Annotated in this window: 21 protein-coding genes; 5 read left to right on the plus strand and 16 right to left on the minus strand. The window is 65.1% G+C overall.

Features of this window, described 5'->3' with window-relative positions:
• The first annotated feature begins 44 nt into the window (after positions 1 to 44).
• On the plus strand, positions 45 to 437 hold the full coding sequence (locus HK353_RS14270) for a hypothetical protein (RefSeq protein ID WP_173157178.1): 393 nt from the start codon (positions 45 to 47) through the stop codon (positions 435 to 437).
• On the opposite strand, the gene HK353_RS14275 is transcribed toward HK353_RS14270, so the two are convergent.
• Positions 373 to 1,299: a LysR family transcriptional regulator gene (locus HK353_RS14275; RefSeq protein ID WP_173157180.1), complete on the minus strand. Its 927-nt coding sequence runs from the start codon at positions 1,297 to 1,299 to the stop codon at positions 373 to 375. The genes HK353_RS14270 and HK353_RS14275 overlap by 65 nt on opposite strands.
• 152 nt (positions 1,300 to 1,451) lie before the next feature.
• Between HK353_RS14275 and HK353_RS14280 the strand changes: the two genes are divergently transcribed.
• On the plus strand, positions 1,452 to 2,813 hold the full coding sequence (locus HK353_RS14280; RefSeq protein WP_245396035.1) for an aromatic ring-hydroxylating oxygenase subunit alpha: 1,362 nt from the start codon (positions 1,452 to 1,454) through the stop codon (positions 2,811 to 2,813).
• On the plus strand, positions 2,810 to 4,141 hold the full coding sequence (locus HK353_RS14285) for an FAD-binding oxidoreductase (protein WP_245396036.1): 1,332 nt from the start codon (positions 2,810 to 2,812) through the stop codon (positions 4,139 to 4,141). The genes HK353_RS14280 and HK353_RS14285 overlap by 4 nt, the downstream gene beginning before the upstream one ends.
• 9 nt (positions 4,142 to 4,150) lie before the next feature.
• On the opposite strand, the gene HK353_RS14290 is transcribed toward HK353_RS14285, so the two are convergent.
• The 8 genes from HK353_RS14290 to HK353_RS14325 all read right to left on the minus strand — a co-directional run bounded on the left by HK353_RS14290 (position 4,151) and on the right by HK353_RS14325 (position 12,582).
• Positions 4,151 to 5,692 carry an ABC transporter substrate-binding protein gene (locus HK353_RS14290; RefSeq protein ID WP_173157182.1) on the minus strand — a complete coding sequence of 514 codons (1,542 nt, stop codon included), beginning with the start codon at positions 5,690 to 5,692 and terminating at the stop codon, positions 4,151 to 4,153.
• On the minus strand, positions 5,692 to 6,507 hold the full coding sequence (locus tag HK353_RS14295) for an ABC transporter ATP-binding protein (protein ID WP_173157185.1): 816 nt from the start codon (positions 6,505 to 6,507) through the stop codon (positions 5,692 to 5,694). The genes HK353_RS14290 and HK353_RS14295 overlap by 1 nt, the downstream gene beginning before the upstream one ends.
• Entirely contained in the window at positions 6,504 to 7,334 is an 831-nt protein-coding gene (locus HK353_RS14300; RefSeq protein WP_173157187.1) for an ABC transporter ATP-binding protein, read from the minus strand. The genes HK353_RS14295 and HK353_RS14300 overlap by 4 nt, the downstream gene beginning before the upstream one ends.
• A gap of 2 nt (positions 7,335 to 7,336) precedes the next feature.
• On the minus strand, positions 7,337 to 8,278 hold the full coding sequence (locus HK353_RS14305; protein WP_173157189.1) for an ABC transporter permease: 942 nt from the start codon (positions 8,276 to 8,278) through the stop codon (positions 7,337 to 7,339).
• Positions 8,278 to 8,859 (minus strand): ABC transporter permease subunit, encoded by a 582-nt coding sequence (locus HK353_RS14310; RefSeq protein ID WP_173157191.1) that lies wholly within the window; start codon positions 8,857 to 8,859, stop codon positions 8,278 to 8,280. The genes HK353_RS14305 and HK353_RS14310 overlap by 1 nt, the downstream gene beginning before the upstream one ends.
• Positions 8,860 to 9,216, minus strand: a complete 357-nt coding sequence (locus tag HK353_RS14315; RefSeq protein ID WP_173157193.1) for an ABC transporter permease family protein — start codon at positions 9,214 to 9,216, stop codon at positions 8,860 to 8,862.
• Between the two features lie 124 nt (positions 9,217 to 9,340).
• Entirely contained in the window at positions 9,341 to 10,417 is a 1,077-nt protein-coding gene (locus HK353_RS14320; protein WP_342589945.1) for a proline racemase family protein, read from the minus strand.
• Positions 10,414 to 12,582, minus strand: a complete 2,169-nt coding sequence (locus HK353_RS14325; protein WP_173157195.1) for an oxidoreductase — start codon at positions 12,580 to 12,582, stop codon at positions 10,414 to 10,416. The genes HK353_RS14320 and HK353_RS14325 overlap by 4 nt, the downstream gene beginning before the upstream one ends.
• 152 nt (positions 12,583 to 12,734) lie before the next feature.
• Between HK353_RS14325 and HK353_RS14330 the strand changes: the two genes are divergently transcribed.
• Entirely contained in the window at positions 12,735 to 13,505 is a 771-nt protein-coding gene (locus HK353_RS14330) for a GntR family transcriptional regulator (protein ID WP_245396037.1), read from the plus strand.
• 216 nt (positions 13,506 to 13,721) lie between these two features.
• Here HK353_RS14330 and HK353_RS14335 read toward each other — a convergent pair whose 3' ends face one another.
• A complete protein-coding gene (locus tag HK353_RS14335) occupies positions 13,722 to 15,260 on the minus strand; it encodes an MFS transporter (RefSeq protein ID WP_173157199.1) in 1,539 nt (512 codons plus the stop codon).
• A gap of 310 nt (positions 15,261 to 15,570) precedes the next feature.
• Positions 15,571 to 17,115, minus strand: a complete 1,545-nt coding sequence (locus tag HK353_RS14340) for an aminotransferase class I/II-fold pyridoxal phosphate-dependent enzyme (protein WP_342589946.1) — start codon at positions 17,113 to 17,115, stop codon at positions 15,571 to 15,573.
• 91 nt (positions 17,116 to 17,206) lie between these two features.
• Here HK353_RS14340 and HK353_RS14345 point away from each other — a divergent pair, with 91 nt between their 5' ends.
• On the plus strand, positions 17,207 to 18,211 hold the full coding sequence (locus HK353_RS14345; RefSeq protein ID WP_173157201.1) for a LysR family transcriptional regulator: 1,005 nt from the start codon (positions 17,207 to 17,209) through the stop codon (positions 18,209 to 18,211).
• A gap of 9 nt (positions 18,212 to 18,220) precedes the next feature.
• On the opposite strand, the gene HK353_RS14350 is transcribed toward HK353_RS14345, so the two are convergent.
• From HK353_RS14350 to HK353_RS14370, 5 genes are all read right to left on the minus strand, one after another.
• Entirely contained in the window at positions 18,221 to 19,606 is a 1,386-nt protein-coding gene (locus tag HK353_RS14350; protein ID WP_173157203.1) for a tripartite tricarboxylate transporter permease, read from the minus strand.
• Positions 19,603 to 20,025, minus strand: a complete 423-nt coding sequence (locus HK353_RS14355) for a hypothetical protein (RefSeq protein WP_173157205.1) — start codon at positions 20,023 to 20,025, stop codon at positions 19,603 to 19,605. Before HK353_RS14355 ends, HK353_RS14350 begins: the two co-directional genes overlap by 4 nt.
• Positions 20,026 to 20,073: 48 nt before the next feature.
• The gene (locus HK353_RS14360; RefSeq protein ID WP_173157207.1) at positions 20,074 to 21,009 is read right to left on the minus strand and encodes a hydroxymethylglutaryl-CoA lyase; all 936 of its coding nucleotides are present in this window, start codon (positions 21,007 to 21,009) and stop codon (positions 20,074 to 20,076) included.
• On the minus strand, positions 21,006 to 22,280 hold the full coding sequence (locus HK353_RS14365; protein ID WP_173157209.1) for a hydroxymethylglutaryl-CoA reductase, degradative: 1,275 nt from the start codon (positions 22,278 to 22,280) through the stop codon (positions 21,006 to 21,008). Before HK353_RS14365 ends, HK353_RS14360 begins: the two co-directional genes overlap by 4 nt.
• Before the next feature lie 150 nt (positions 22,281 to 22,430).
• Positions 22,431 to 24,329, minus strand: coding sequence for a helix-turn-helix domain-containing protein (locus HK353_RS14370; protein ID WP_173157211.1), 1,899 nt, complete (start codon positions 24,327 to 24,329; stop codon positions 22,431 to 22,433).
• Between the last annotated feature and the right edge of the window lie 9 nt (positions 24,330 to 24,338).

Below are 24,338 nucleotides of genomic sequence, written 5' to 3' on the forward strand. Positions count from 1 at the left end.
GTTTCGAGTCCCCGATAGGATCGGGGGAGAGGAAGGAGGCCCGGATGACGCGTCACCCGCAGATGATCCAGCCCGGAGGGGTCCCGCCGCAAGGCGTGCCTGCGAAGAAACCGTCGGTGGTGTGGGGAATCCTCCTCATCATCGCCGGAGTTCTCGGCCTCGGGGTGGGGTTGTGCATCCTCGTCATCCCGATGTTCCTGTTCCTCCTCGGCGGCGGTGGCAACGTCGACGCCTTCGACGATGTCGCCTCCGGCTTCTTCATCACCGGTTTCGTTGTGGCCGTGGTTTCCGTTCTGGTGCTCATCGCCGGGATCGTCCTCACCACCGTCGTCGCGCGGAAGCGGCGTCGAATGCGACCGCAGGTCCGGATGGTCAGGCCTCCTGGTGGGCCGCCGTTTCAGCAGACGCCCGGAGGACCTCCAACGCCGAGGCGATGATCGGCTGAGCGCCCGAACCGCGGCGGATGCCCGAGAGGATCTTCCGTGACGGCACCGGATCACCGCGCAGCGGCACGCGCACCACATCGAAGCCGTCCGGCAGGCGCGCCAGGCGAGGAATGAGGGCGACCCCGAGTCCCGCCGAGACCAACGCCGCACCCGTCTCCCACTCCCGAGACTGATGGGCCTGTTCCGGTTGGAAGCCGGCAGCCGCACACGCGGTGCGCACCAGACGGTGATACGGCGAGCCCGCCCGGTCGAGGATCCAGGACTCCTCGGCGGCCTCGCTCAACGCCACAGCTGACTTCGCTGCCAGGCGGTGTCCGACGGGAACCAGCAGATCGAGGCGATCGCTGAACAGGGCCGACTGCTCGAAGCGGGGATCGCTGCGCGGCGGCAGCGGGTCGGTGGCCACGACCACGGCGACGTCGGCATGGTCGGAGATGAGTAGGTCGAAGCACTCCTCGGGGTCGGCTTCGATGATCGTGACCTCGGCACCCGGGAATCGCTCCATCACCGTCAGAGCTGTCGGTGGAAGCAGGGCGGCCGCGGCAGTGGAGAAGCCGCACAGTCGCAGCCGTCTGGTGCGCGTATCTCGGCTGGTGCCGAGGCCGTCGAGCTCGCCTCGGATCTCCTCCCACCTGGTGAAGAGCTCCTGAGAGCGTTCGAGGAGAAGCTGACCGGCGCGAGTGAGGACGAGTCCGCGACCGCGCGGTTCGACGATGCGCACGCCGAGATCCTTCGACAGGCCTCTGAGCTGGTGCGATACGGCTGAAGGGGTGTATCCGAGGCGGTGTGCCGCCTCGGTGAGAGTGCCGACTTCGGCAAGGACCCGAAGGACGTGGAGACGCGGATCGATCATGCAATAGTATTGCACGTTTCGGATGAAGAAGATTCGCTTTTCTTCAGCAAACCTCTGGCGGACACTGGGGGCAGGAGCACGAACTCCACGGTCGCGGTCGGCGAAGGGGCCGACAGCAGGCGCGGCCGAGACACGACGAGGTGGTGGGCGAATTGACTCTGGCGCCAGAGCAGAAGCGGACCGATTCCAGCACGAGCGGTCTCGCTGGGTCGGGTGCGGCTGCCGGATCGGGCGGGCACGACAGGACCGATATCGACCGACTCATCGACGAACGTGTGCCCGGCTATTCGCTGGCGGCGCCGTTCTACATCAGCCCGGAGTTCTTCTCCCGCGATATCGAGGCGATCTTCACCTCGACCTGGATCTTCGTCGCCTCTGCTGCCGAAGTGCCCGAGCCCGGTGACTATCTCACGGTCGACATCGGCGCCTACTCCGTCATCGTCATCCGCGATGACGACGGAGAGATCCGGGCGCACCACAATGTGTGCCGTCACCGGGGGACTCGCTTGCTCAATGACCTGTCCGGCTCGGTGGGCAACATCGTGTGCGGCTACCACCAGTGGACCTACACCCCTGCCGGAGAGCTCATCTCTGCAGGCGTTCAAGCTCCCGGCTTCGACCGGAGCTGCTTCTCCCTGCGTTCGGTGAACCTCCGCGTCATCGGCGGGCTCATCTTCATCTGTCTCAGCCCGACTCCGCCCGATGATATCGATGAGGTGGCCGGGGTCATCGAGCCCTACCTGACCGGGCATGACATCGCCGGGACGAAGGTGGCTGCGCAGAGTGACCTCATCGAGGACTCGAACTGGAAGCTCGTCATGGAGAACAACCGTGAGTGCTACCACTGCGAAGCCGGCCACCCGGAGCTGACGTGCACGTTCTTCCCCACCTACGGCTACGAACCCGACGAGATTCCCAAACGCCTGCAGCCGGCGTACCAGCGGTACCTCGACGCCGAGGATCAGCTTCATGTCGACTGCGACCGCAACGGCCTGCCATATGCCCTCGTCGAGGAGCTGAGCGGTCGGCCCACCGGATTCCGGATCGAACGGGCAGCTCTCGACGGGAAGGGCGAGTCGTACACGATGGACGGATCGGCCGCCTCGGCGAAATTATTGGGCAACCTCGACACCTTCGTTCTGGGCCGGGCCTCGCTGCACGTGCAGCCGAATATGTGGTTCCACGCGATGGGTGACCACGTGGTGACGTTCAGCCTGCTGCCGTTGGCCGAGGACAAGACGCTGGTGCGCACGACCTGGCTCGTCCACGCCGATGCGGAAGAAGGCGTCGACTACGACCTCGACAACCTCACGACGGTGTGGCTCAAGACGAACGAACAGGACGCGACCTTCTGCGAACGCGGGCACCTGGGAATCTCGTCGCCGGCGTACGTGCCGGGCCCCTACGCACCCACAGAATCCCAGGTCGATGACTTCGTCAACTGGTACATCGAACGTCTCAAGGCCCACCGAGAACAGCGGACCGTGCAATTGGAAGGAGCTGAACGACGATGAGGTACCGCCATTCGACGATTGCATCCAGGCTCGTCGACGCTGCAGCCGCCGCGGCGGGCGCGGGCTCTGCGAAGCCGCTGAGCAAGGCGACCTTCCGTGTGCCCGCGAAGACCGGGCGGATGTGGGCCGACTGGCCCGCACGACTGGCCCCGGTCGCCCCTGCAGCGTCCACCCCCGTGCCCGTTCACCCGGCCGCGACCGCATCGGTCGAACCGCCTGCTCAGACCGGCCCCCTGGCCGTGGCGGCGGAAACGCCGCTCGACCCGGAATTGCTCACCGGTCCCGTCGAGGTCACCGGAATCACTCAGGTGACTCACGATGTCAAGACCTTCGAGCTGCGGGCGGGATGGATGACCGCCGTCGATTTCGCGCCAGGCCAGTACGTGGCGATGCGCATCCCCGAGCTCGGACTCGAGCGCTGCTATTCGATCTCCTCGGCGCCCTTCGGCACGAACATCTTCACCATCACGGTCAAGCGCGTAGCCGGGGGAGCGGTATCGGCCCATCTTCATGACGATGTGCGGGTCGGCGATCAGCTGCACGTGGACGGGCCGTACGGGCTGTTCAGCACGAGCTTCCATCAGGCCGAACGTCACCTCTTCCTCTCCGCCGGCTCCGGAATCACTCCGATCATGTCGATGGTGCGCAGCCTGCTGGCCAGACAGGGAGGGTTCGGCACGGACATCGTCTTCGTCCACAGCGCCTCGTCGCCGATCGACATCATCTTCCGTGCCGAGCTCGAACAGCTCGCCGAGGTCGCCGGAGTCAGCGTCACCATCTTGTGCTCTAGGGATTCCGAGGCCGAGGCCTGGGCCGGTCGGCGGGGTCGGATCGATGCGTCCACCCTCGCCGAGGTGGTCCCTGACGCGGCCGACCGCGAAACCTTCGTGTGCGGGCCGGGTCCGTATATGGAAGCGGTACGACCCCTGCTCGCCGAAGCGGGGGTGGAATCGGCGCGAATGCATGAGGAGTCGTTCGTCTTCGCCACGTCACCTGCCGACCGTTTGGCCAAGGCAGGTGCGAGAGCCAAAGCTGCCGGAGCCGCCGTCGTCGGCGGCACTGGAGTGAGCCACGTCGTCGAGTTCGCTGTCTCCGGGCGCGTGGTCGACTGCGGTGAGTCCACGACCGTCCTCGATTCTGCTCTGGACGCCGGGCTGTCGGTGCCCTCATCCTGCTCGGAAGGCGCGTGCGGAACCTGCAAGTCCGTGCTCATCAGCGGCGAAGTCGAGATGAAGCATGCGGGAGGCATCCGGCCGAAGGAGATCGCTGCGGGTAAGTTCCTGCCCTGCTGCTCGACTCCGCTGACCGACATCGTCGTCGACAGGTGAGCTGCCTGCTCAGTGCTTGAGCTTCGTCTCCTTCAGCCCGTAGGTGCCAAGCACATAGGGTTCGAAGCCGACGACATCCCGGCTCATTCCGTACAGTGCTCGCTGGTAGGCGATCGGTACGATCGGGGCCTCGTCGGCGACCTGCTGCTGGATCTGGGCGTAGAGCTCGTTCTGCTTCTCCGTATCCTCTTCGGCCACGGCCTCCTCCGCCCATTTCTCCACGTCGGGGTTGGCATAGCCCGAACGAACCCCGGAGTCGTCGGTGACGGCGAGGAAGTTGATCATCTGCGACGTGTCGGAGACATCGGACGTCGCATAGCTGACCTGAACTTGGAAGTTGCCGTTCGTGCGGTTCGTCGTCAGAGTCGCATCGTCGAGCTTTTGGACGTGAACGGTCAGGCCGATGTCCTGCCACGCCTGCTGGGCGATCTGCGCCAGCAGCTCACGATCGGCGACTCCCGAGGGAATCTGAATGGTGATGTCGATCCCGTCTGGATGATCAGACTCCTTGACCAGCTGTTCGGCCTTCTCCACGTCGAACTGGCTGCTGTCGACCTTGTCCGCATGACCGGCGAGGCCCGGTGAGACGAACGAGGTCGCGGGCTCGGCATAACCGGCGTAGACCACCTCGACGATGGACTTGCGGTCGACCGCATAAGACATGGCGCGGCGCAGCTTGGGATCGTCGAGTCCCTTCTCCTTGTTGTTGATGTTGAAGTAGAGGATCTTCGTCGAGGTGAACGCCTGGGCATTGATGTCCTGTGAGCGCGAGAGCTGACTCATGCTCAGCGGTGCCGGTTCCTGGTTGATATCGGCCTGGCCGCCCTGCAGCTGCAGGCGACGAGTGTTGTCATCGGCGACGACGTTGAAGGTCACGGAATCCAGTGAGGGGACGCCGTCCTCCCAGTAGTCCGGATTCTTCACCAGTTCCAGGCTCTGTCCCTTATTCCAATTGCCGACCTTGAACGGCCCAGTGCCGTCTGCGTGCGCTGCCATGTACTCGGCGTCGTGTCCGCCGAAGTCGTCGGGGTAGATCGATGCGGCGAACAGCGCCATATAGCTGGGCAGGGGACCCCACGGCTGCTTCAGGTCGATGCGCACCGTGTGGTCATCGACTTTCTTCACGTCTTTGATCGGGTCGAATTCGGCTGCCCAGAGATTGTTCTCATCCTCCTGATCCCGCGCATAGTTCAGGGAGAAGACGACATCGTCGGCGTCGAAGGTCTTGCCGCTGTGGAATTTCACTCCCTCGCGCAGGTGGAAGGTCCAGGACATCTTGTCCTTCGATTTCTCCCAATCGGTTGCCAGCCCCGGTTCGACCCCGGACCCGTCGGATTTGTTGAGCGTGAGAGTCTCGTAGACCTGCTGGAGCGTCCAGATGTCTTCATTCTGGGTCGTCGTGGGTGGCAGCAGAGTTGTGGCATCGGCGGCGCGAGCGAAGACGAGGTCGCCTCCGGGCCGGGCAGTCTTCTTTCCAGATGAACTGCACCCTGCGAGGACCAGGAGGCAGGCGCAGAGCGCGGCAGTTACTGCTGCGAATCTCTTGGCCATCACCCTTCCTCTCTTCGGATCCGATCGAGGTAGGCGCTGTCGAAGGTGGGTATCGCCTTCAGCAGTGTCTTCGTGTAGTCGTCGCGCGGTGACGTGAAGATCTCCTCGGTGGTGTTCTCTTCGACGAGACGTCCGTTGTGGATGACGTAGATCCGCTCGCACAGCTTCTTGACGACCGCCAGGTCATGGGAGATGAAGAGGATCGACAGGTCGAGTTCCTCGCGCAGTCGGGCGAAGAGTGCGACGATCTCAGCTTGAACACTGACGTCGAGGGCGGAGACGGCCTCATCGGCGACGATGATCCTGGGCTCGACGGCAAGCGCTCGGGCGATCGCCACCCTCTGCCTCTGGCCTCCCGACATGGCGGTCGGGGTGCGGTCGAGGAACTCCTCGGGCAGCCGCACCATCTCCATGAGCTCCGCACACCTGGCCCGCAGAGCGGCACCGGAGGCGAGACGATGATGGCGGATCACCTCGGCGAGGGTGGCCCGCACTGTATAACGGGGGTCGAGGGAGGCGAAGGGGTCCTGGAAGACCATCTGCACGATCCGCCACTGAGCGCTCGTGCGCTTCTGTGCGAACTCCCGACCGTCGACGCTCACCGTGCCGTCGTAGTCACGCTGGAGTCCGCAGATGACTCGGGACAGCGTCGACTTCCCCGAACCCGATTCGCCGACGAGCCCGACGATCTCGCCCGGGAGGACCTGCAGGTCGGCGGAATCGACCGCGGTGAAGGCGCGGTCACCACGTCCGAAGGTGACGGTGACGTTCTCGGCGCGCAGACCGCGAGCCGGTGCCGGCTGAGTCTCGGTCATCGTGTCTCCTCGGCAAGGCCCACATCGTCAACGCCCTCATCGATTCGCGGAGTCGCTGTCAGCAGTCGACGCGTGTACTCCTCCTGAGGATCGTCGAAGACTTCCTGCAGCACACCGTGTTCGACGATCTGCCCGTCCTTCATCACACTGATCGACGAGCACAGCTGAGCGACGACCGCGAGGTCATGGGTGACATAGAGCAGACCGAGGCCCTCGTCCTGATGCATGGTGCGGAAGAGATCGAGCACCTGCGCCTGGATCGTCACGTCGAGCGCCGTCGTCGGTTCGTCACAGAGCAGCACCCGCGGCTCCTGCGCCAACGCCGCCGCGATCATCACACGCTGACGCATTCCACCCGAGAGTTGGAACGGGTAGTGCCTGGCTCGGCGGTCGGGATCGGTGATTCCGACACTGTCCATGAGCTCGACGGCGAGGTCGTGAGCCTGCTTCTTCGACAGTCCTCTGCGCTCGGCGATGGCATCGGTGATCTGCCGGCCGACCTTCATCACCGGGTTGAGTGCGATGGCCGGTTCTTGGAACACCATCGAGATGCCGGTGCCGCGGATGCGCTGGTCGAATCGTCCGCCCGGCCCGGAGGTGAGGATATTGCGACCGTCGAATCGGATCTCCCCGCCGACGACGGAGGCGCCGGGCGGGAGCATTCCGAGGATGCTGCGCAGCGTCATCGACTTGCCCGATCCCGATTCGCCGACGAGACCCATCGGCTCACCGGCCTCGAGGCTGATCGACACGTCGTCGAGGATCCGACGCCGTCCGGCTTCTCCGTCGATGTCGACGGTGAGGGAGTCCACTTCGAGGATGGGCATGGTCACCTCTTCGGCTTCAGTGTGTTCGTCAGTCCGTCGCCGATGAGCGCCAGCGCGAATGACACGATGACGACGGCGAATCCCGGCCACAGGATGAGTCCGTAGTTGCCGGTGCCCATGTACTGCTGGCCGTCGTTCATCATCTGACCCCAGTCGGCGGTCGGTGGGACGATGCCCATGCCGAAGTAGCTGAGGGTGACGACGACGCCGATGTTGAGCACGATGTCGCTCATCGCATAGATGACGCCCTGACTGACGGTGTTCGGAATGATGTGGCGGGTGAGGATCCGGGGAGTGCTCAGTCCGGAGGCGCGGCAGGCGGAGATGAATTCCTGCTCTCTGAGCACGAGCACCTCGCCGCGGACGATGCGGGCGTAGGCCACCCAGGAGACGGCGCTGATGGCGACGAAGATGCTGCCCATTCCGTTGCCCATGACGAAGACGAGCACGATGACCAGGACGTAGAACGGGAAGGCCGAGACGATATCGGCCAGGCGCATGATGACGATGTCGACCCAGCGGCCGAAGTATCCGGCCAGCGAACCGAGGATCGTGCCGAGGATGAAGGGCACGATGACGGCGACGACGGCGACGATGAGATCGACGCGACCGCCGTGAAGGAAGCGGGAGAGGACGTCTCGCCCGAGCTGATCGGTGCCCAGTGGGTGCGCGATCGACGACGGGGCGAAGGTGTTGAGCAGGTCCTGCCGATTGGGGTCGTCGGTGACGAAGAGCGGTCCGATGGCGAGCAGCAGCACCATCGCACCGAGGATGACCGCGCCGATCCACAGCTGAAGATTGTGCCGTCGCAGGAACGCCGGCAGGGGAAGCGTGAATCGTGCGGTCGGCGTCGCCCGGGACGCGGTGCCGCCGCGAGTCCGCGGCGGCTTTCCGCCGGGGCCGGTGGCGCCGGTCGCCGTGGGGGAGGTCGTCGGTTCGCTCATCATGCCCCCAGCCGCACGCGTGGATCGACGATGCTGTAGACGACGTCGGTGAGCAGATAGACGAGGACGACGAGGACACCGAAGATCACTGTCAGCGCCTGCACGACGTCGTAGTCGCGGGCGAGGACGGCTTCCATGAGGAGTGAGCCGACGCCGGGGATCGCGAAGACGTTCTCAACGACGAGCGCACCGCCGACGAGGTGGCCGACCTGGATGCCGAGGATCGAAACACCTGTGATTCCAGCGTTGCGGAAGGCATAGTCGATGACCGTCCGCTTCCGGCTCAGACCCTTCGACAGGGCGAAGTTCGTGTACTCGGCCGACATCGAATCGTTCAGTGCCGCGGTGAGGCTGCGGATGAGCACGGGGCAGGTCGTCAGCGCGACAGCGAGTCCGGGCAGGACGAGGGAGTAGAGGTGCTCACCGAAGTTGCTGCCGTAGCCGCCGACCGGGAAGATGCCCAGGTTCACCCCGAGGAGGAGGATGAGCAGTGTGCCGACGAAGAACGCCGGCATGCCTTGGACGGTGGCGGCGAAGACCCTCGACACGATCGCCGAGGCGGCTGATCTCTTTGCGGCCACTCACAGTGACAGCGGGACGGAGATGACGACGGCGAACACCAGAGACACGAGCATGAGCAGCAAGGTGGCCGGCATCCGCAGCTTCAGCAGTTCGAGGACGGAGGTCTGGAAGATGAACGACTGCCCGAAGTCACCGACGAGGAGGCCTGCAAGGAACTGAAGATACTGGATGATCATCGGTTCGTCGAGACCCCAGGCCTGACGAAGCTGAGCGACGTTCTCCGGAGTGGCTTTATCGCCGAGATACGCGGCGGCGGGATCGCCGGGTGCCAGCTTCATGAGGATGAAGGACAGCGTGGCGACACCGAGCACGATCGGAATCATCAGCAGCACACGCCGGAGGATGTACTTGCCCACACCCACCCCTTAGCAATGTGACCTGGATTACACTTGCGATTCTATTCGCAACAGCTATTGTCGTCGCGATGCGGGAGTCGGCGTGTCGACTGCGTTGATCCCTCTCATCGTCGAAGGAGGGGACTCACCGCAGCACGAACCCGGGCACGAGATCATCGAGCGGGTCGACCTCGAACGTCGTGGTGGCCACCCGGTGGGCGCTGCCGGTGACGACCGGGATGACGCCGTCGGCGGTCTCTTCGAGCACTCGAGCCGGGAATCGAGTGCCGACGATCGACTCATGGGCGAGCGTCTGCCCCGGGCAAAGCTCACCGGCGGCATGGAGAGCTGCGACTCGAGCCGCCGTGCCAGACCCGCACGGCGATCGGTCGACCTGACCGTCGGCGAAGACCGTGACATTGCGCTGATGCAGTTCGCCGCCGGGCAGAGTGCCGAGCCGGTCGACGAAGATCGTGCCGTACACCCCGGAAAGGCGGTCATCCTCGGGGTGGACGGTGTCCGGATGATCAGCGAGACCCGCCTTGACCTCGCGGCCCAAGGCTATGAGCGCGGTGAGATTCTCAGGCACGACTTCGCAGCTCACTTCACCGAGGCGGTTCTTCTTGTCGAACTGGGTAGCGTCGTCCTGGGAGGAACCGGCGGCAGCACCCAACTGAGCGACGTCGACGAGAGCATAGATCGCCCCGCCCCACGCGAGGTCGACCGTCACCGGACCCAGGCTCGTATCCACTGTGAGTCCCGAGGCGATGAGCCGGCTGGGCACGTTGACGAAGTCCACCGAGGTGGCCCGCCCCTCGGCGTCCGTGTGCACCTGCGCGCGCACTCGGCCTGAGGGCACGTCGATCGTGACCTCCGTGGTCCCGGACGGATCGACGGCGACGATCCCGGCTGACACCGCCCATGCGCCGAGCGCCATCGTTCCGTGACCGCAGGCCGTGGAGAAGCCGTCCTTGTGCCAGAACAGCACCCCGAAGTCAGCCCCATCGTCATCGGGTTCGGTGATGAAACCGCCGTACATGTCCGCATGACCGCGCGGTTCGAAGCACAGCAGCCTGCGCAGATCATCGACTTCCGAGCCCGGCACGGCCAGCTCCCGACGCTGCGCCACGCTCGCGCCGGGGGTCTCGACCGGGGGTTCGGCGACGATCCGGAACGGTTCGCCGGCGGTATGGAAGTCCACACTCGTGCAGATCGTGCTCACAGCCCCATTCCCACTCTCAGCCCTTCAAGAACCGCCGCATGCACATTGCGGGAGGCGACGGCGTCACCGATCCGATACAGCGTGAACGGGTGCCCCGTCGCGGCGGAGGTGGTGGCGGACGTGGTCGTCGGTTCCGCGACTGCCGTCGCACCAGGGTGAGTGGTCGTCACACCGGCGGAATCCGGCTGCGGGCGTCCGTGGACCCACGCTTCGAGATCTGTCGCCCCGTGGTTCGTCGACCGCGACTTGAGCTCGAAATAGACCTCGTCATTGGGCGTCGTCCCGAAATCGACGACCACGGCATCGGTGACGACCTCTGCCTCCCGATCCGAATAGTCGTTGCGCAGCATCGCCACGATCTCCTTCCCCTCGATCCGCGGCTTCTTCGCGAAACGCTCGCCGAGGCGGACCTCGACTCCGAATTCGGAGAACACCTGAAGATAGGCGGGGGAGTTCATCGACCCCACGTCGATGCCGATCGTGCGTTCGGGACTGACGTAGGTGACCTGCTGGCCGGCTCGGGCCAGGCGTTCGACGGCGTCGAGCGCCGGGTAGAACCCGTGGTCGTCGAAGACGAGCACCCGCTGCTTCGACTTCAGCCGGTCATCCATAACGTCCCAGACGTCGAAGCTCGGGCCCTGCTCGCGGAAGGGATACCCGGCGTCGGGGACGCCTCCGGTGGCGACGATGACGACGTCGGGGTCGAGTGCGAGGATCTCGTCCGCCTCGGCGAAGGTGTTCAGTCGCAGGTCGACGCCGTGCTTCCTGCACTGCTGGACGCGCCAGTCGATGATGCCGATGAGCTCGCGGCGGCGCTGCGAGCGGGCGGCGATGCGGACCTGCCCGCCGGGGGCGTCCTCGGCCTCGAGCAGGGTCACCCGGTGACCGCGCACGGCCGCGACACGGGCGGCTTCGAGCCCTGCCGGTCCGGCGCCGATGATGACGACGTGCTTGGGTCCGGTCGTGATGTCGTGGGGAACCTCCTGCGGCAGATCGGCCTCCCGGCCGGTAGCGGGATTGTGGATGCAGGTGGCCGAGCCGGAGGTGTAGATGGAGTCGAGGCACATATTGGCTCCGACGCAGGGGCGGATATCGTCCTCACGTCCTTCGGCCACCTTGCGCGCCAGGTGAGGGTCGGCCAGCTGCGCCCGGGTCATCCCGACGAGGTCGAGGCAGCCATCGGCGATCACGAACCGGGCGGTCGCGGCGTCGGAGATGCGCGCGGCGTGGAGGACGGGGATGTCGATGGCCTCGCGGATGCGACGGCAGGTCTCGAGCCAGGGGGCCGAGGGGGTGCCCATGCCGGGGATCGCCTCGGCGAGCTGACGGTCCGAGTTGATCATCCCGACGTTGAGGTTGAGGAAATCGATGCCGTGATCGGTGTAGGTTCGGAGGATCTCGGTGGCCCTCGCTTCGTCCATGCCGTCTTCGCGGCGCTCGTCGACGGCCATGCGGATGCCGAGGACGAAGTCGTCGGGAACGGCCGCGCGTACGGCGTCGATGATGCGCATCGGGAACGTGATGAGATTCTCCAGTTCGCCGGAGAATTCGTCGTCGCGGTCGTTGAGCCACGGGGCGAGGAAGGAATCGAGCAGGTGACCGGCGTGCATGACCTCGAGTCCGTCGAATCCGGCGGCGGCGACGCGTTCGGCGGCGGACGCGAAATCCGCGACGACGCGATCCATATCGAAGTCCTCGAGCGCCTTGGTGAACGACCGGTGCGCAGCCTCCCGGGTCCGAGAGGCCGAGACCAGCGGCAGCCAGTCGCCGGCGAAGTTCGAGGATCGGTGGCCCAAATGAGTCGCCTGGATCATGATCGCCGCGCCCTCGTCGTGGCAGTCGTCAGCGATCGCGGACAGCCACGGAACCACCTCGTCGGTGGAGAGGTCGATATTGCCGAACGCGGCGGGGGAGTCCTTCGACACGATGGCCGAACCGCCGATCATCGTCAGCCCGACACCGCCGCGGGCCTTCTCCCGGTGATAGAGGCGGTAGCGGTCCTTCGGCATGCCGAGCTCGGTGTACGCGGGCTCGTGCGAGGTCGAGACGATGCGGTTGCGCAGCGTGAGTCTGCCGAGTTCGAAGGGCTGGAGCAGTGGATCGGCGGACGCGTCGGTCGCAGACGTGGTCGGTGCGGGTGTGCTGGTTGCGGGTTCGGCGGTCATGGGTTCCTCCTTCATTGCAGGAACGTCACTGTGGATACGACTCCGCGGGGAAGTCCGGTTGGGTAATCGGTTACCGACTACTTAGTTCAATGGTGCGATCTCGCGGTTATGCTGTCAATAGTCGGCGACCACGATTCGAAGGGGAGTGTGCGATGGAGCGAGTGAGACCGCAGGCCGAATCGCTGCGCGAGCAGGCATTGGGCATCATCCGCGATGCCATCACCTCAGGTGAGCTCGCCGAGGATCGCATCTATTCGGCCGCGGGCCTGGCCAAGCAGCTCGGCATCTCACTCAGCCCGGTGCGCGAGGCGATGATGGCGCTCGTGACCGAGGGGACCGTCGAAGCCGTGCCCAATCGCGGCTTCCGTCTGGTCACCATCACCGAGGCGGACCTCGAGGAGATCATCGCCATCCGCGTTCTCCTCGCTGTCCCCGCTGCCCGCAGTCTGGCAGAGGCCGGCAGCGATGACATCGTCGGTCATGTCCTGAATGCTGACGGCGTACAGGCGGTGACGGACGGGTCGGTGACGGACGGGTCGGTGACGGACGGGTCGGTGACCGAGACCGGCGAGGCAACGACCAAATCCGAGGCGATCGTCCGACTGCGCGAACTCGCCGAGGCGACCGTGGACGCGGCCGAGGCCGGCGACTTCGCCGAGTTCTATACGCAGGACCGCAGGTTCCATGAGGCTCTGCTCGAGCACGGCCTCGGCGGGCGCGCCGCGGCGATCAGCCTGCGCCTGCGCGATCAGTCGCGCCTCTACCGACGCCAGGATCAGATCGGGGCTATCGCGGTCGAGTCCGCTCGCGAGCTGCCGAGGATCGTCGACCTCATCGAGTCCGGGGACGCCGCCGAGGCGGCCGACCTCGTCACGGCGAACCTCTACTTCTTCAAACGCGTCCCGGCCAAAGCCGACGGCTGAAGCCCGCTGCGGCGAATCGGTACACCTTTTTCTCAACTGCACCCGGAGGAACGTGAGCAGTTCAGAGATGACAGTGCCAAAAGACCCTTGGCTGCCTGCCCACGCCCACGAACCGCACCGAGAAACGACGAAACGGCGCTGGGGCGCACCGAAACGGGACGGCCCAGCGTCGTTGCACTCGATCAGGCATCGCAGCCGATCAGGTTCTCACCTCGATCAGGCGGGTGCCTTGTCGGGGTCGATGTCGACGATCGGCATGGACTCGATGTCCATGTCCGGGTTGTCGGCCTGGGTGCGAGCCAGTTCCTCGGCCTCCTCGTGGGTGTTCACCGTCGGGAACGAGCCCGGCAGCGGCCGGTGCGCCGATTCCTTCATGAGCAGCACGGCGACGAGTGCGACCACCGAGAAGAACATGATGTAGAACGCGGGCATGTACGAGTTGCCGGTGACATCGATGAGCGCCTGGGCGAACAGCGGCGTGGTGCCGCCGAACAGAGAGACCCCGAGGTTGAACGTCAGGCCCATCGCACCGTAGCGCGAGGCGGTCGGGAACAGCGCCGGCAGCGTCGAGGCCAGGCAGGCGATGTAGAAGCCGGCGGGCAGGGCGATCATGAACAGAGCCACGATCACTGCCCACATCTCGCCGATCTGCATGACGGCGAACGCGGGAACAATGAGGACGATCGTCATGATGGCTGCTGCCAGGAAGACGAACTTGCGGCCCATCTTGTCGGAGAGCTTGCCGATGAGCGGCAGGCACAGCGACATGATGACGAGAACCGGGATCGTGGCCACGGCCGCCTGGACGTTTGAGACCTTGACGGTCTCCTCCAGGTAGGTGGGCATGAAGCTCGTCAGCGCGTAGCCGACCGTCTGCGAGCCTGCGACGACGGCGATGCCGATGAGGATCTCTTTCCAGAAGTGGCGGATGACGCCGATGAGGCCGTGGCGGGCGTACTTGTCGTCTTTGACCTTGACGTCGCGGCCGGCTTCCTCGCTCGATTCGAAGCTCGGGGTCTCCGGGATCTTCAGACGGAACCAGATGGCGACGGCGCCGAGCGGGATGGCGATGAGGAACGGGATCCTCCAGCCGCCGTCGAGCATGGCGTTCTCGCCGTTGATGGACGTAGTGATCACGGTCGTGAGAGCCACGGTTCCGGCACCGGCGGCGAAGCCCAGGTACGAGCCGACATCGAGCCACGAGGCCCAGTAGCCGCGGGACTTGTCCGGAGCGAACTCCGAGACATACGTGGTGGCACCGGCGTACTCGCCGCCGGTGGAGAAGCCCTGGATCATCTTGAGCAGGTAGAGGGGGACGATCACCCACAGGCCGACCTGGGCCGCGGTGGGCAGGACGCCGATGAGGGCGGTGGCGGTGGCCATCGTGGCCATCGTGAAGAACAGGACCTTCTGGCGGCCGATCTTGTCACCCAGCGGTCCGAGCACCATGCCGCCGAGCGGGCGGACGAGGAAGGACACGGCAAAGCCGAGGAGGGTCACGAGCAGACCCATCTGTCGGTCCATGCCTTCGGTGAAGACGGAGGTCATCGTCACGGCCAGGTACCCGTAGACGCCGAAGTCGAACCATTCCATGAAGTTGCCGACCGTGGTGCCGCCGATGGCGGTGCGGATCGATTTGGTTTCGACGACGATGCAGTCATCGGCCTCGAACCGCTTCTGCTTCTTTATTGCACGCCGTTCTTTGCGGGTCGGCTTCTTGTCTTTCTGCGCGGGTCTGTCGTGGCCTTCTGACATCAGTGGTTCCTCGTTTCAGCTGCTGCTGGGCAAGTTGCAGGGCCGAGTCGCCGGAATGGTGCGAACTCTGCGCGGCAGTTGCTGTCGGATTTCGACAATGCCGAATATCCTTGCTTGGTACTCAGGGAGTGTCAATAAAAAGTGTGACACAGTTCACGCCGAACGCGCCCGAGGGCAGTTGCCTTCGTTGAAAATCATCCAGTGGTCCAGAAAATACGCAAGAAAGAAGTTGCCTAATTCGCAGTGTCACTTGTCCAATGGCGTTGTCAGCTGAGACCGGCGGACATGGAGCGGACGGTGACTGCGGAGATCAGTTCCTGACGACCCGATAGGTCTCGAGGCCGGGATCGACGGCGCCGCGGACGTGGCCGGACGGGCTCGCTGCCACGGCCTGGAGGAAGTCGACGGTGTCGGCGGTGACCTCCTCGCCGGGCAGGACATTGGGGATCCCGGGCGGGTACGCTGCCAGCGAGCTCACGCTCACTCGTCCGACCGCCTCGGCGGCGGTGACGAGTTCGGAATCGGCGAAATACGCCTCACGCGGGGTCATGGCCAACCGGCCGGCCGTCGGCAGCGGCGGGAGGGCGGCTGCAGGGCGCGTCGCCGTGTCGGAGTCCGCGGTCTCGAGGCGCATGGTCTCCAAGGCGTCGATGAGGCGGCCGATGTCCGGGGACTTTCCGATGCCGATGAGGGCGACGAGGGTGGTCGCTGTCGACATCTCGGGGAAGATGTCGAACTCCTCGGCGAGGCGTTTGCGCACCGTGTGGCCGTCGAGTCCGGTGGCTGTGATGTCGATGGGCAGGCGGAACGGGTCGATGTCGACGACGTCGGCATGACCGAGAAACTCGCCGGACAGCAGGTGGTAGCGGTCGGTGGCTTCGATCTGCGCACGGATGTGGCGGATGTTCTCCAGCGAATCCGTGATCGCCTCGGTCGAGGTCATGAGTGCGCGGCGCGCAAGGTCGATCGAAGCCATGAGATGGGCGTTCTCGCTCGTCGAAGCGGTCATCATAAAGGCCCGGGCCAGCGCCGGTTCGAGGCGATCGGCGAATTCGGTGTCGCCGAGGTGGAGGAGCGCGGACTGGGTGAGCGAGCCTGCGAGTTTGTGCGTGCTCATGATGACGATGTCGGCGCCCTGGGTGACGGGGGAGGCCGGCAGGTCAGGGTGGAAGCCGAAGTGGGCACCCCAGGCGGCGTCGACGATCAGTGCCGCGCCTGCTTCGTGGGCCGCCTCGGCGAGGGCTTCGACGTCGGCCACAGCACCGAAGTAGCTCGGGGTCACGAGGTAGACGGCGGTCACCGGCTCGGGGTGATTGCGGATGGCCAGGCGCAGGGCGTCGGGGGTGACGCCGTGGGCGATGCCGTTGACTTCGTCGACGTTGGGGTAGACGAAGCCGGGGTTGAGCCCGGCCAGCACGATGCCGTCGATGAAGCTCGAATGCGCGCTGCGCTGGGCGACGACTCCGGACCCGAGGGTGCCGATTGCCAGGGCGGCCATGCGGTTGCCCTGCGAGGAGCCGTTGGTGAGGAACCAGGTGCGGCGGGCGCCCCAGGCCTCGGCCGCTAATTGCAGGGCTTCGTCCTTCGGGGTGTCGACGCCGAGGTCGATTCCGTCGAAGAGCGGGGGGATGTCCAGGGAGAGGGTGTGCTCGCCGAAGAATTCGGCTTGACCTGCGGAGATGCCCTCGGTCGTGCCTCCGTGTCCGGGGGTGGACAGGAACAGCGAATTGCGGTCGGCGGCGTGCGCCAGAGCTTCGGCATAGGGCGCGCGTGACTGCGTGAGGGCAGGATGCATCGGCGACCCCGAGGAGGAGTGCGGGGCCGGGGGCATGGGGGAGTCCTGGTGCACGGTCATGCGTCCAGATTAAGGAGGCGAGCAGGTACGTGAGAATAGCAACTTTCCTCTGTTGCTCTATAGTCAGTATAGAACTCAATGGGGGAGATCAATGGAACCTCTGGACACCCGCGGCCTCACCGCTCTGCGCGCCGTGGCCGACACCGGATCCGTCGCCGCGGCCGCTGCCGCGCTGCAGTGGAGCCAGCCGACGGTCAATCATCATCTGCGCAATCTCGAGCGGGTCCTCGGCGCTACTCTGCTCGATCGCACACCGCGCGGATCACAGCCGACGACCGTGGGCAGCCTCGTAGTGACCCGAGCCGTGGAGATCCTCGGACTGTGCCAGCGCCTCGGCGCCGAGGTGGCTCTCTGGCGGGAATCTCAGGCCGTGCCGGTGCGCATCGGGGCCGTGCCCACCGTCGGTGCTCGCGTCATCCCGCGCCTCCACGATCAGCTGCAGGCTCGCCCGAGGTGGCAGACCCGTGACGAGGCGGTCGCCGGTGACCGGACCGACGTACTCACCGCGGCCCTGGATGTGACGATGGACGAGCACGCGAAGCTCGTCTCCCGGCTCGAGTCCGGTGACCTCGACCTCGCGCTGCTCGTGTCGACCGATCTCGACCGCACGTGGATCCCGGCGACGCTGACCGCCGCCCACTTGTATTCGGAGAGGCTGTTCCTGTGCGTGCCGCGCTCGATCGGGCCGATCGGCGTGGACGACCATGGCCGACCGGACCTCACGGCGTTGGTGTCCCAGACCTGGGCATTCAGCATCGACCCCGGTGACGCCATCGACGAGGTGGTCCGCTCCTTCTGTCTGTCCGCGGGCTTCGAGCCGCGGGTGGGGATGCGGATGGACGACTATGCGGCCATCAACCGGATGATCTCGGCCGGTTTGGCGGTGGCGATGATTCCCGAATCATCGCTGTCGACCGACCCGGACATCACCGTCATCCCGATGCCGCTCAGCGACTGCCGTCGTGACGTTCTGCTCGTCTCCCGGTCCTCGCGACCGCAGGGGCTTGCCCGTCACGATCCGATCGTCGATGCGCACAATTCCGCCATCGCCGAGGTGGTCGCCGACGTCCGTACCGTCACCCGGCAGTGGCGGTGAGCCGGCCTTTCACAGCGCGAGGATCGCGGGCACGGTGAGCACAGCGACGTAGTAGCCCATGAACTGGACGCCGGCGTGCATGCCGATCATTCGGTTGAACAGTCCCCCGACGAGTCCGACGGTGATCGTCACTCCGAGCGCGAGCAGTCCGCCTTCATAGAGGCAGATGACGCAGATTAGCGCGGCGAAGCCGGCGATGATCGCTTCGTGGGAGACCGACTTCATCACCCAGGTCGCCGCTCGGTGAGCGTTCGTCATCACGAAGGGGTAGGCGATGGCGACGGCGATGATCGCCGCGATGACGGCGAAGAGAGCGAACTGACCAGTCGTGAGCAGGTCGTGGAGATTGTTCGTCGTTCCCGCTTCGGCATCGAGGGTGTAGACGGGGGGAGCGTTGAACAGCGGCCCTGCAGGACCGGCCGCCATCGGTGACAGGGGCAAGCCGATCGCGATGAGCGGGATGAGAGTCTCGGCGATATAGGTCGACTCTGTGGTTCCGTTGCGGACAGTGATGACGGTGGTGAGTCGTTCATACCCGTTCTTGACCCGGCTTCCGACGATCTCGCCCATGAGCACCGCCATGGCCACGGGGGAGAAGACAAAGGTCGCGCTGGTGATCGCCGCAGAACCGCTGGTATACGCCAGTTGCTTTCCGGTCAGCACCTTGAAGGGGTTCGGTATCCTCGATCCCCCTGCGGGCCGGACGTCGGGAGCAAGATTGAACTCCCGCTTGCCCGACTGCTGCATCGAGCGGCGTCCGGCGGGGGAGAGCGCAGCGAACAGGTCGAAGATGAGCGGCCCGGTGGCGATGCCGAGGAAGAACGAAGTGGTGAAGGTCGCTTCCTTCTGCTCCATGATGAAGGCCTGCAGGCCGACGATGAGCAGGACGAACGGGACGAGCCCCGCAACCGCAGCGAGTCTGCCCTTCGAGGTGTAGGCGACGAGGACGGCCGCGGCGATGAAGATCCAGGGAGCGGCAGCGCCGATCGCCTCGGCGAAAGGAGTGAGTACGAGGGCGAACACGATCGACAGCGGAATGGCAATGGCAACTGAGACGACTCCACCGGAGATCGCCTTCTGCAGTGCGACATGCGGGATTCCGAGCGACCTCAGCAGCTGCGCCTCACGCAGCATCGGCACCGCTGTGGTGTCACCGGGGATTCCGAGGAGAGTCGTCGGTACGGCGTGGGAGATGTGTTTGGCAATGATCGCGGCGAGGAAGAACGCGAGCACCCCGGCGGGAGGCACCCCGATGAGGATGACAAGCAGCGCCAGCGGTGCCACGATCGCCGTCTCGTCCGTGCCCGAGATCAGTCCGATTCCGGTGAAGAGCACCCCGGAGAGAAGCGCCATCCCGACGGCCCACAGGACTGGTTCGATGAGTTCCGCGGTCACTGGTGCCCACCGTTCTCTTGGGCGCGTGCCTCATGGTTGTCGACGAGGGCGTCGAAGAGACCGAGGGCTCGGACTTCTGCCTGAACCGCCGGGCCGAGGTCGCGGGGGTCGCCGAGATCCCCGTATTCCTCGACGACCTCGTCGATGATCTCCTGCCGGTTGCGCGTGTCGGCCGCCGAGGTGGTGATCACTCTCTTGGGTTTGAACAGAAACCCGGAGATCACGGCCCCGACGATGCAGCCGACGATGCCGACGAGAAGAGCATAGGAGTGACCCAGCGCTTCATCGCCTCCGGCGGCGAAGAGATGATCGGCGATGAGGTAGGCCGGGACTGCTGTCCCGACGGCTATGGCGATACCGCCGATGAGATGTCTGGGGTCGACGGTGTCATTCCACACCTCGAGCAATTGCGGCATCATTGCCTGCCTTCTGTCGGCCGACGGCTGTCGGGAACGTGAACGATGGAACTACCGGCCGAGGACGGCCGATGATGTTGCGGATGGAAGCGGAATGCCGAGCTGTTCGCCCAGCCACTGGCTGACCGTCGCCACGGCGTCGATGTCGACGCCGGTGGAGATGCCCAGACCCTGGAGCATCCAGAGGAGATCTTCGGTGGCCAGGTTTCCCGTGGCGGTGCGGGCGAAGGGGCAGCCACCGATCCCTCCTGCCGATGCGTCGAACTGACTGACACCTGCTTGAAGCGCGGAGTAGACATTCGCAAGCGCCTGGCCATAGGTGTTGTGGGTGTGCAGGGCGATCCGATCGATCGGAATCCCGGCGCCGACCAGGCTATCAAGAACAGCGGTCACATGACCGGGAGTCGCGGTTCCGATGGTATCGCCGAGCGAGATCGTCAGGCAGCCGGCATCGACGAGGCGACGCGCAGCCGTGGCGACGCGCTCAGGATCGACCGCGCCTTCCCAGGGGTCCCCGAAGACCATCGACAGATAGCCCCGCACCCGCATCCCCGCCGCTGTTGCTGCGCGTGCCACCTCGATGCAGCGGTCTGTGGTGTGATTGAGGGAACCGCCGAGGTTGGCCTGGGCGAACGATTCGGTGACGCTGATGAAGACCGAGGCGTCTTTCGTTCCCGCTGCAACGGCATCATCGAGACCCCTTCGATTCGGGACGAGGACGGGGAACGCGATTTCGGAGTTCAGGTCGAGGCCTGCGAGCACCGATCGTGTGTCGGCCATCTGGGGAACGGCCCGCGGAGAGACGAAGCTTCCGGCTTCGATGGTCTTCAGGCCGGCATCGGAGAGCCGCCGGATCAGTTCGAGCCGGGTTGAGACAGGAAGCGTGCGTGCTTGCGACTGCAGACCATCTCGAGCGCTGACCTCGCAGACACTGACCTCAGTCGGCAGATTCGATGGCGCGAACCGCTGTGGAAGCTGTGCCGTCATTGCGCCACACCGGAGCGGAGTTCGTCGAGGATTGACTGGACCCTGTCGAACCGAAATGCCTTCTCTTCGACCAGGCGGTCCACGATGATCGCGGTCTCCTCGGCGTTCGCTCCGGCAGAGGCCGCGAGGTTCTTCGCATGCAGTGACATGTGTCCGCGCTGCACACCCTCGGTGGCGAGAACTCGCAGCGCCGCGAGGTTCTGCGCCAAGCCGGCCGCGACGATCATCTCGGCGAGATCCTGTGCGCTCGCCACTTCGGCGATCTGCAGTGCTGTGCGCGCGGCGGGATGGACCTTGGTGGCGCCCCCGACGAGGCCGACCGGCATGGGCATCTCGAGGGTGCCGACGAGGTCGCCGTCGGCATTCCTCTCGAACGCCGAGAGGGAAGAATAGCGGCCGTCGACGAGCGCATGGGAGTGCGCTCCGGCCTCGACCGCACGCGTATCGTTCCCGGTGGCTAGGACAACCGCGGAGATGCCGTTCATGATGCCCTTGTTGTGAGTGGCCGCTCGATAGGGATCGGCTGCGGCGAGTTCGTAGGCATGGAGGATGTTGTCGATGACCTGGTCTCCGCCGAGCAGCTCCCTGTCGAAGACGGCCCGAGCCCGAGACAGTCGACGGTCCGCCTTGTTGGTGAGGATGCGCAGCAGTGCGTCTCCTCCGGCGATCGCCGCCACGGTTCCGGAGACCGCCTCAGCCATCGTGTTGACCGCATTCGCCCCCATTGCGTCTCGGACATCGACGAGCAGGTGGACGAGAACATACGTCGTCGTCCTCGCCTCGACGAGGCGGACCTCGAGGCCCTTGACTCCGCCACCGACCTCGACGAGCTTGGGGTCCTGCGCATTGGCCAGGTCGATGATCTCTGCTTGGCGTTCGAGGACACGTGCGCGCGTGGCCTGCGGGTCCGCCACGTTGATGAGCTGGATCTGTGCCTGCATGACGGGCTCGGTCGAGCTTGTGAAGAAACCGCCGTGCGGACGTGCCATTCGTGCTGCGTTGCTGGCGGCGGCGATGACCGAGGCCTCTTCGGTCGCCATGGGTACGAGCACGTCGGTGCCGTTGATCGTGAAGTTGGTGGCTGCGCCGAGAGGAAGCGAGAACACGCCGAAGATGTTCTCGCTGAGGTTGGCGGCGTCTTCGGGACCGAAGGCATCCGCATCGAGCTGGCTGAACAGTTGGGCGTCGAGCCCAGTCGAGGCTGCGACGGCTTTCCTGCGATCACCGACCGACATGTTTCGGAAGTCGGCAATTCGGCTGTTCACTGCCATCGTCTATCTCCAGTCAGGTCGTCATTGGCCGACATAGGCTGTCGGTCGGAGTTTCTCCGCAGAGATCAGTTAAACAATGCACGCGTGAATCTGCCATGTCCTTTTCGGATGTGAATATCGCGCAGCTTTGGCTATTCCAGACATAGAGGCTTAGAAGGATGACTTCAACTTGTCGAGGCGGAGCGCGACCTGGAGGCGGAACGCCCGCTCCGGTGTCCTCCACTCCTGACCGAGCACGAGATCGGCTCTCTCCAGTCGTTGCTTGACGGTGTTGACATGCACTGACATCTGAGTCGCGGTTCGGCGGATGCTCATGCCGGACTCGAAATACTCCCGCAGAGTCGAGATCAGCTCGGCTGAATGGGTTCGGTCCCATCGGCGCAGCGGCTCGAGCATCCGTTGCATGAATATCTCCGTCTGCTCCGGCGCGGTGCCGAACATTGCGGTGTAAGGCGCGAAATCCTCCGGGGGAAAGATTCCTTCGCTGATGCCGAGGGAATTGAGGATGCGGATGCACGACCACATTTCGTCCTCGGCAGTGCGCAGCTGCTTCCTGTCGTAATCGGTGTCGGAGATGATCACCAGCGAACTTTCGAGGGCGCCCGACTCTTCGAACAGGGTGTCCAGGGTGGGCCTGTCGCGGATCACGGCGCTGGGCAGGAGCACCGTGATCCCGGGGGATCGCTGCGTCATGAGAATGCGCGGCTCGACCCGGACCAGGCGAGCGGCGATGCGGTCATCGTTTTCGATGTCGCCCTGAATCGTCATGAGTCTCCAGGGTCCGGAGAGGCTGAAGCTGCCGGTTCGGGAACGGGCTTCGAGCTCACTGAGATCACGAGTGCCGGCAATGATGTCGACTGCGAGTTCTCCACGGACTCGGTTCTCGGCATCAGCCCGGGCTTGTTCGTTCATTCGGATGAGCGCGAGCGTCTGCGCCGCCTGGGCGACGATGTTCGCGTCGCCGTCCGCCGGTTCGTCGTTGAAACGCACGAACAGTGCGCTGTGCTGTCGGCGGTGGGACGCCACCGAGGCGACGTACATGTGCTGTGCACCAGCGACCTGCGCGCTTCGGCCTGTCGACCGACTGTGACTCAGTGCCGTTCGGACGTCCGCATCGTCCACCGTGATGCCGTCGAAGAACGCCTCATCGGCGGGGAAGCTCGAAGAGCCGAGACGTCCGCTGTCGACGACGATCGCGTCGGCCTCGAGCAATTCGGAGATGGCGTCGAGAACTGCGGGGACTCCTTGTCCCTGCAGGACGAGTTGCGTCAGCTGCTCCTCGACTTCGACGAGCCGTTGGAGGGTGCTGGCCTGCGCGGCTGCCGTCTCCTCGGCCTCCGCGGAGGCTTGGGCCGCCTCTGCGAGGTCTCCCATCAGCTGCGCCGTCTTCAGCACCACGGAAGCGTGGTCCGCGAGAGCCGACAGCAGGGTGATCTCGTCGGTGGTGAAGTCATGTGGGTAGCGGTTGGCCGCGAAGAGGGCGCCGAGGACTTCGCCGTCGACGACCATCGGCACTCCGAGGAGTGATTCCATGCGCTCGGCCTTCACCGCGGAGTCGACGCGTCTTTCGTGAGGCAGTCGGGTCAGATCGTAGTTTGACGTCCACTGTGCGGCGCGATCACGCACGACCTGTCCTGCCAGTCCGACGCCGGGAGGCACTCGCAGTTCTTTGAGATTCGCCGAGATCGCTCCGCGACTTGCCTGAACACGCAGGTCGTCGGTCTCTGGATAGTACTGGGAGAGGTAGGCGATATCGCATCCGATGAGTGTTCGGGCACGGTCGACGAGCTTCTGCAACAGCTTCTCGGTGTCTCGCACACGGATGAGCTCCGAGGCGCTCTCCAGAAGGGCCGAACGCTCGCGATCTTTCTGCTTCCACCGGGTCATGGTCGCCGACAGATCGGAAAAGGAGTCGATGAGGTCGGGGTGGTCCTCGAGGCCGTCGGATAGGGCCGACCGGTTGAGATCTATCCCGCGGGAGAGGTCTCTGACGATGTCGGCCACGGCGGTGGCGGACACGGTCCCCGACTCATCATCGATCCCTGTCATGAGACCAGT

This window comes from Brevibacterium permense (assembly GCF_013280495.1).
Taxonomy (GTDB): Bacteria; Actinomycetota; Actinomycetes; order Actinomycetales; family Brevibacteriaceae; genus Brevibacterium; species Brevibacterium permense.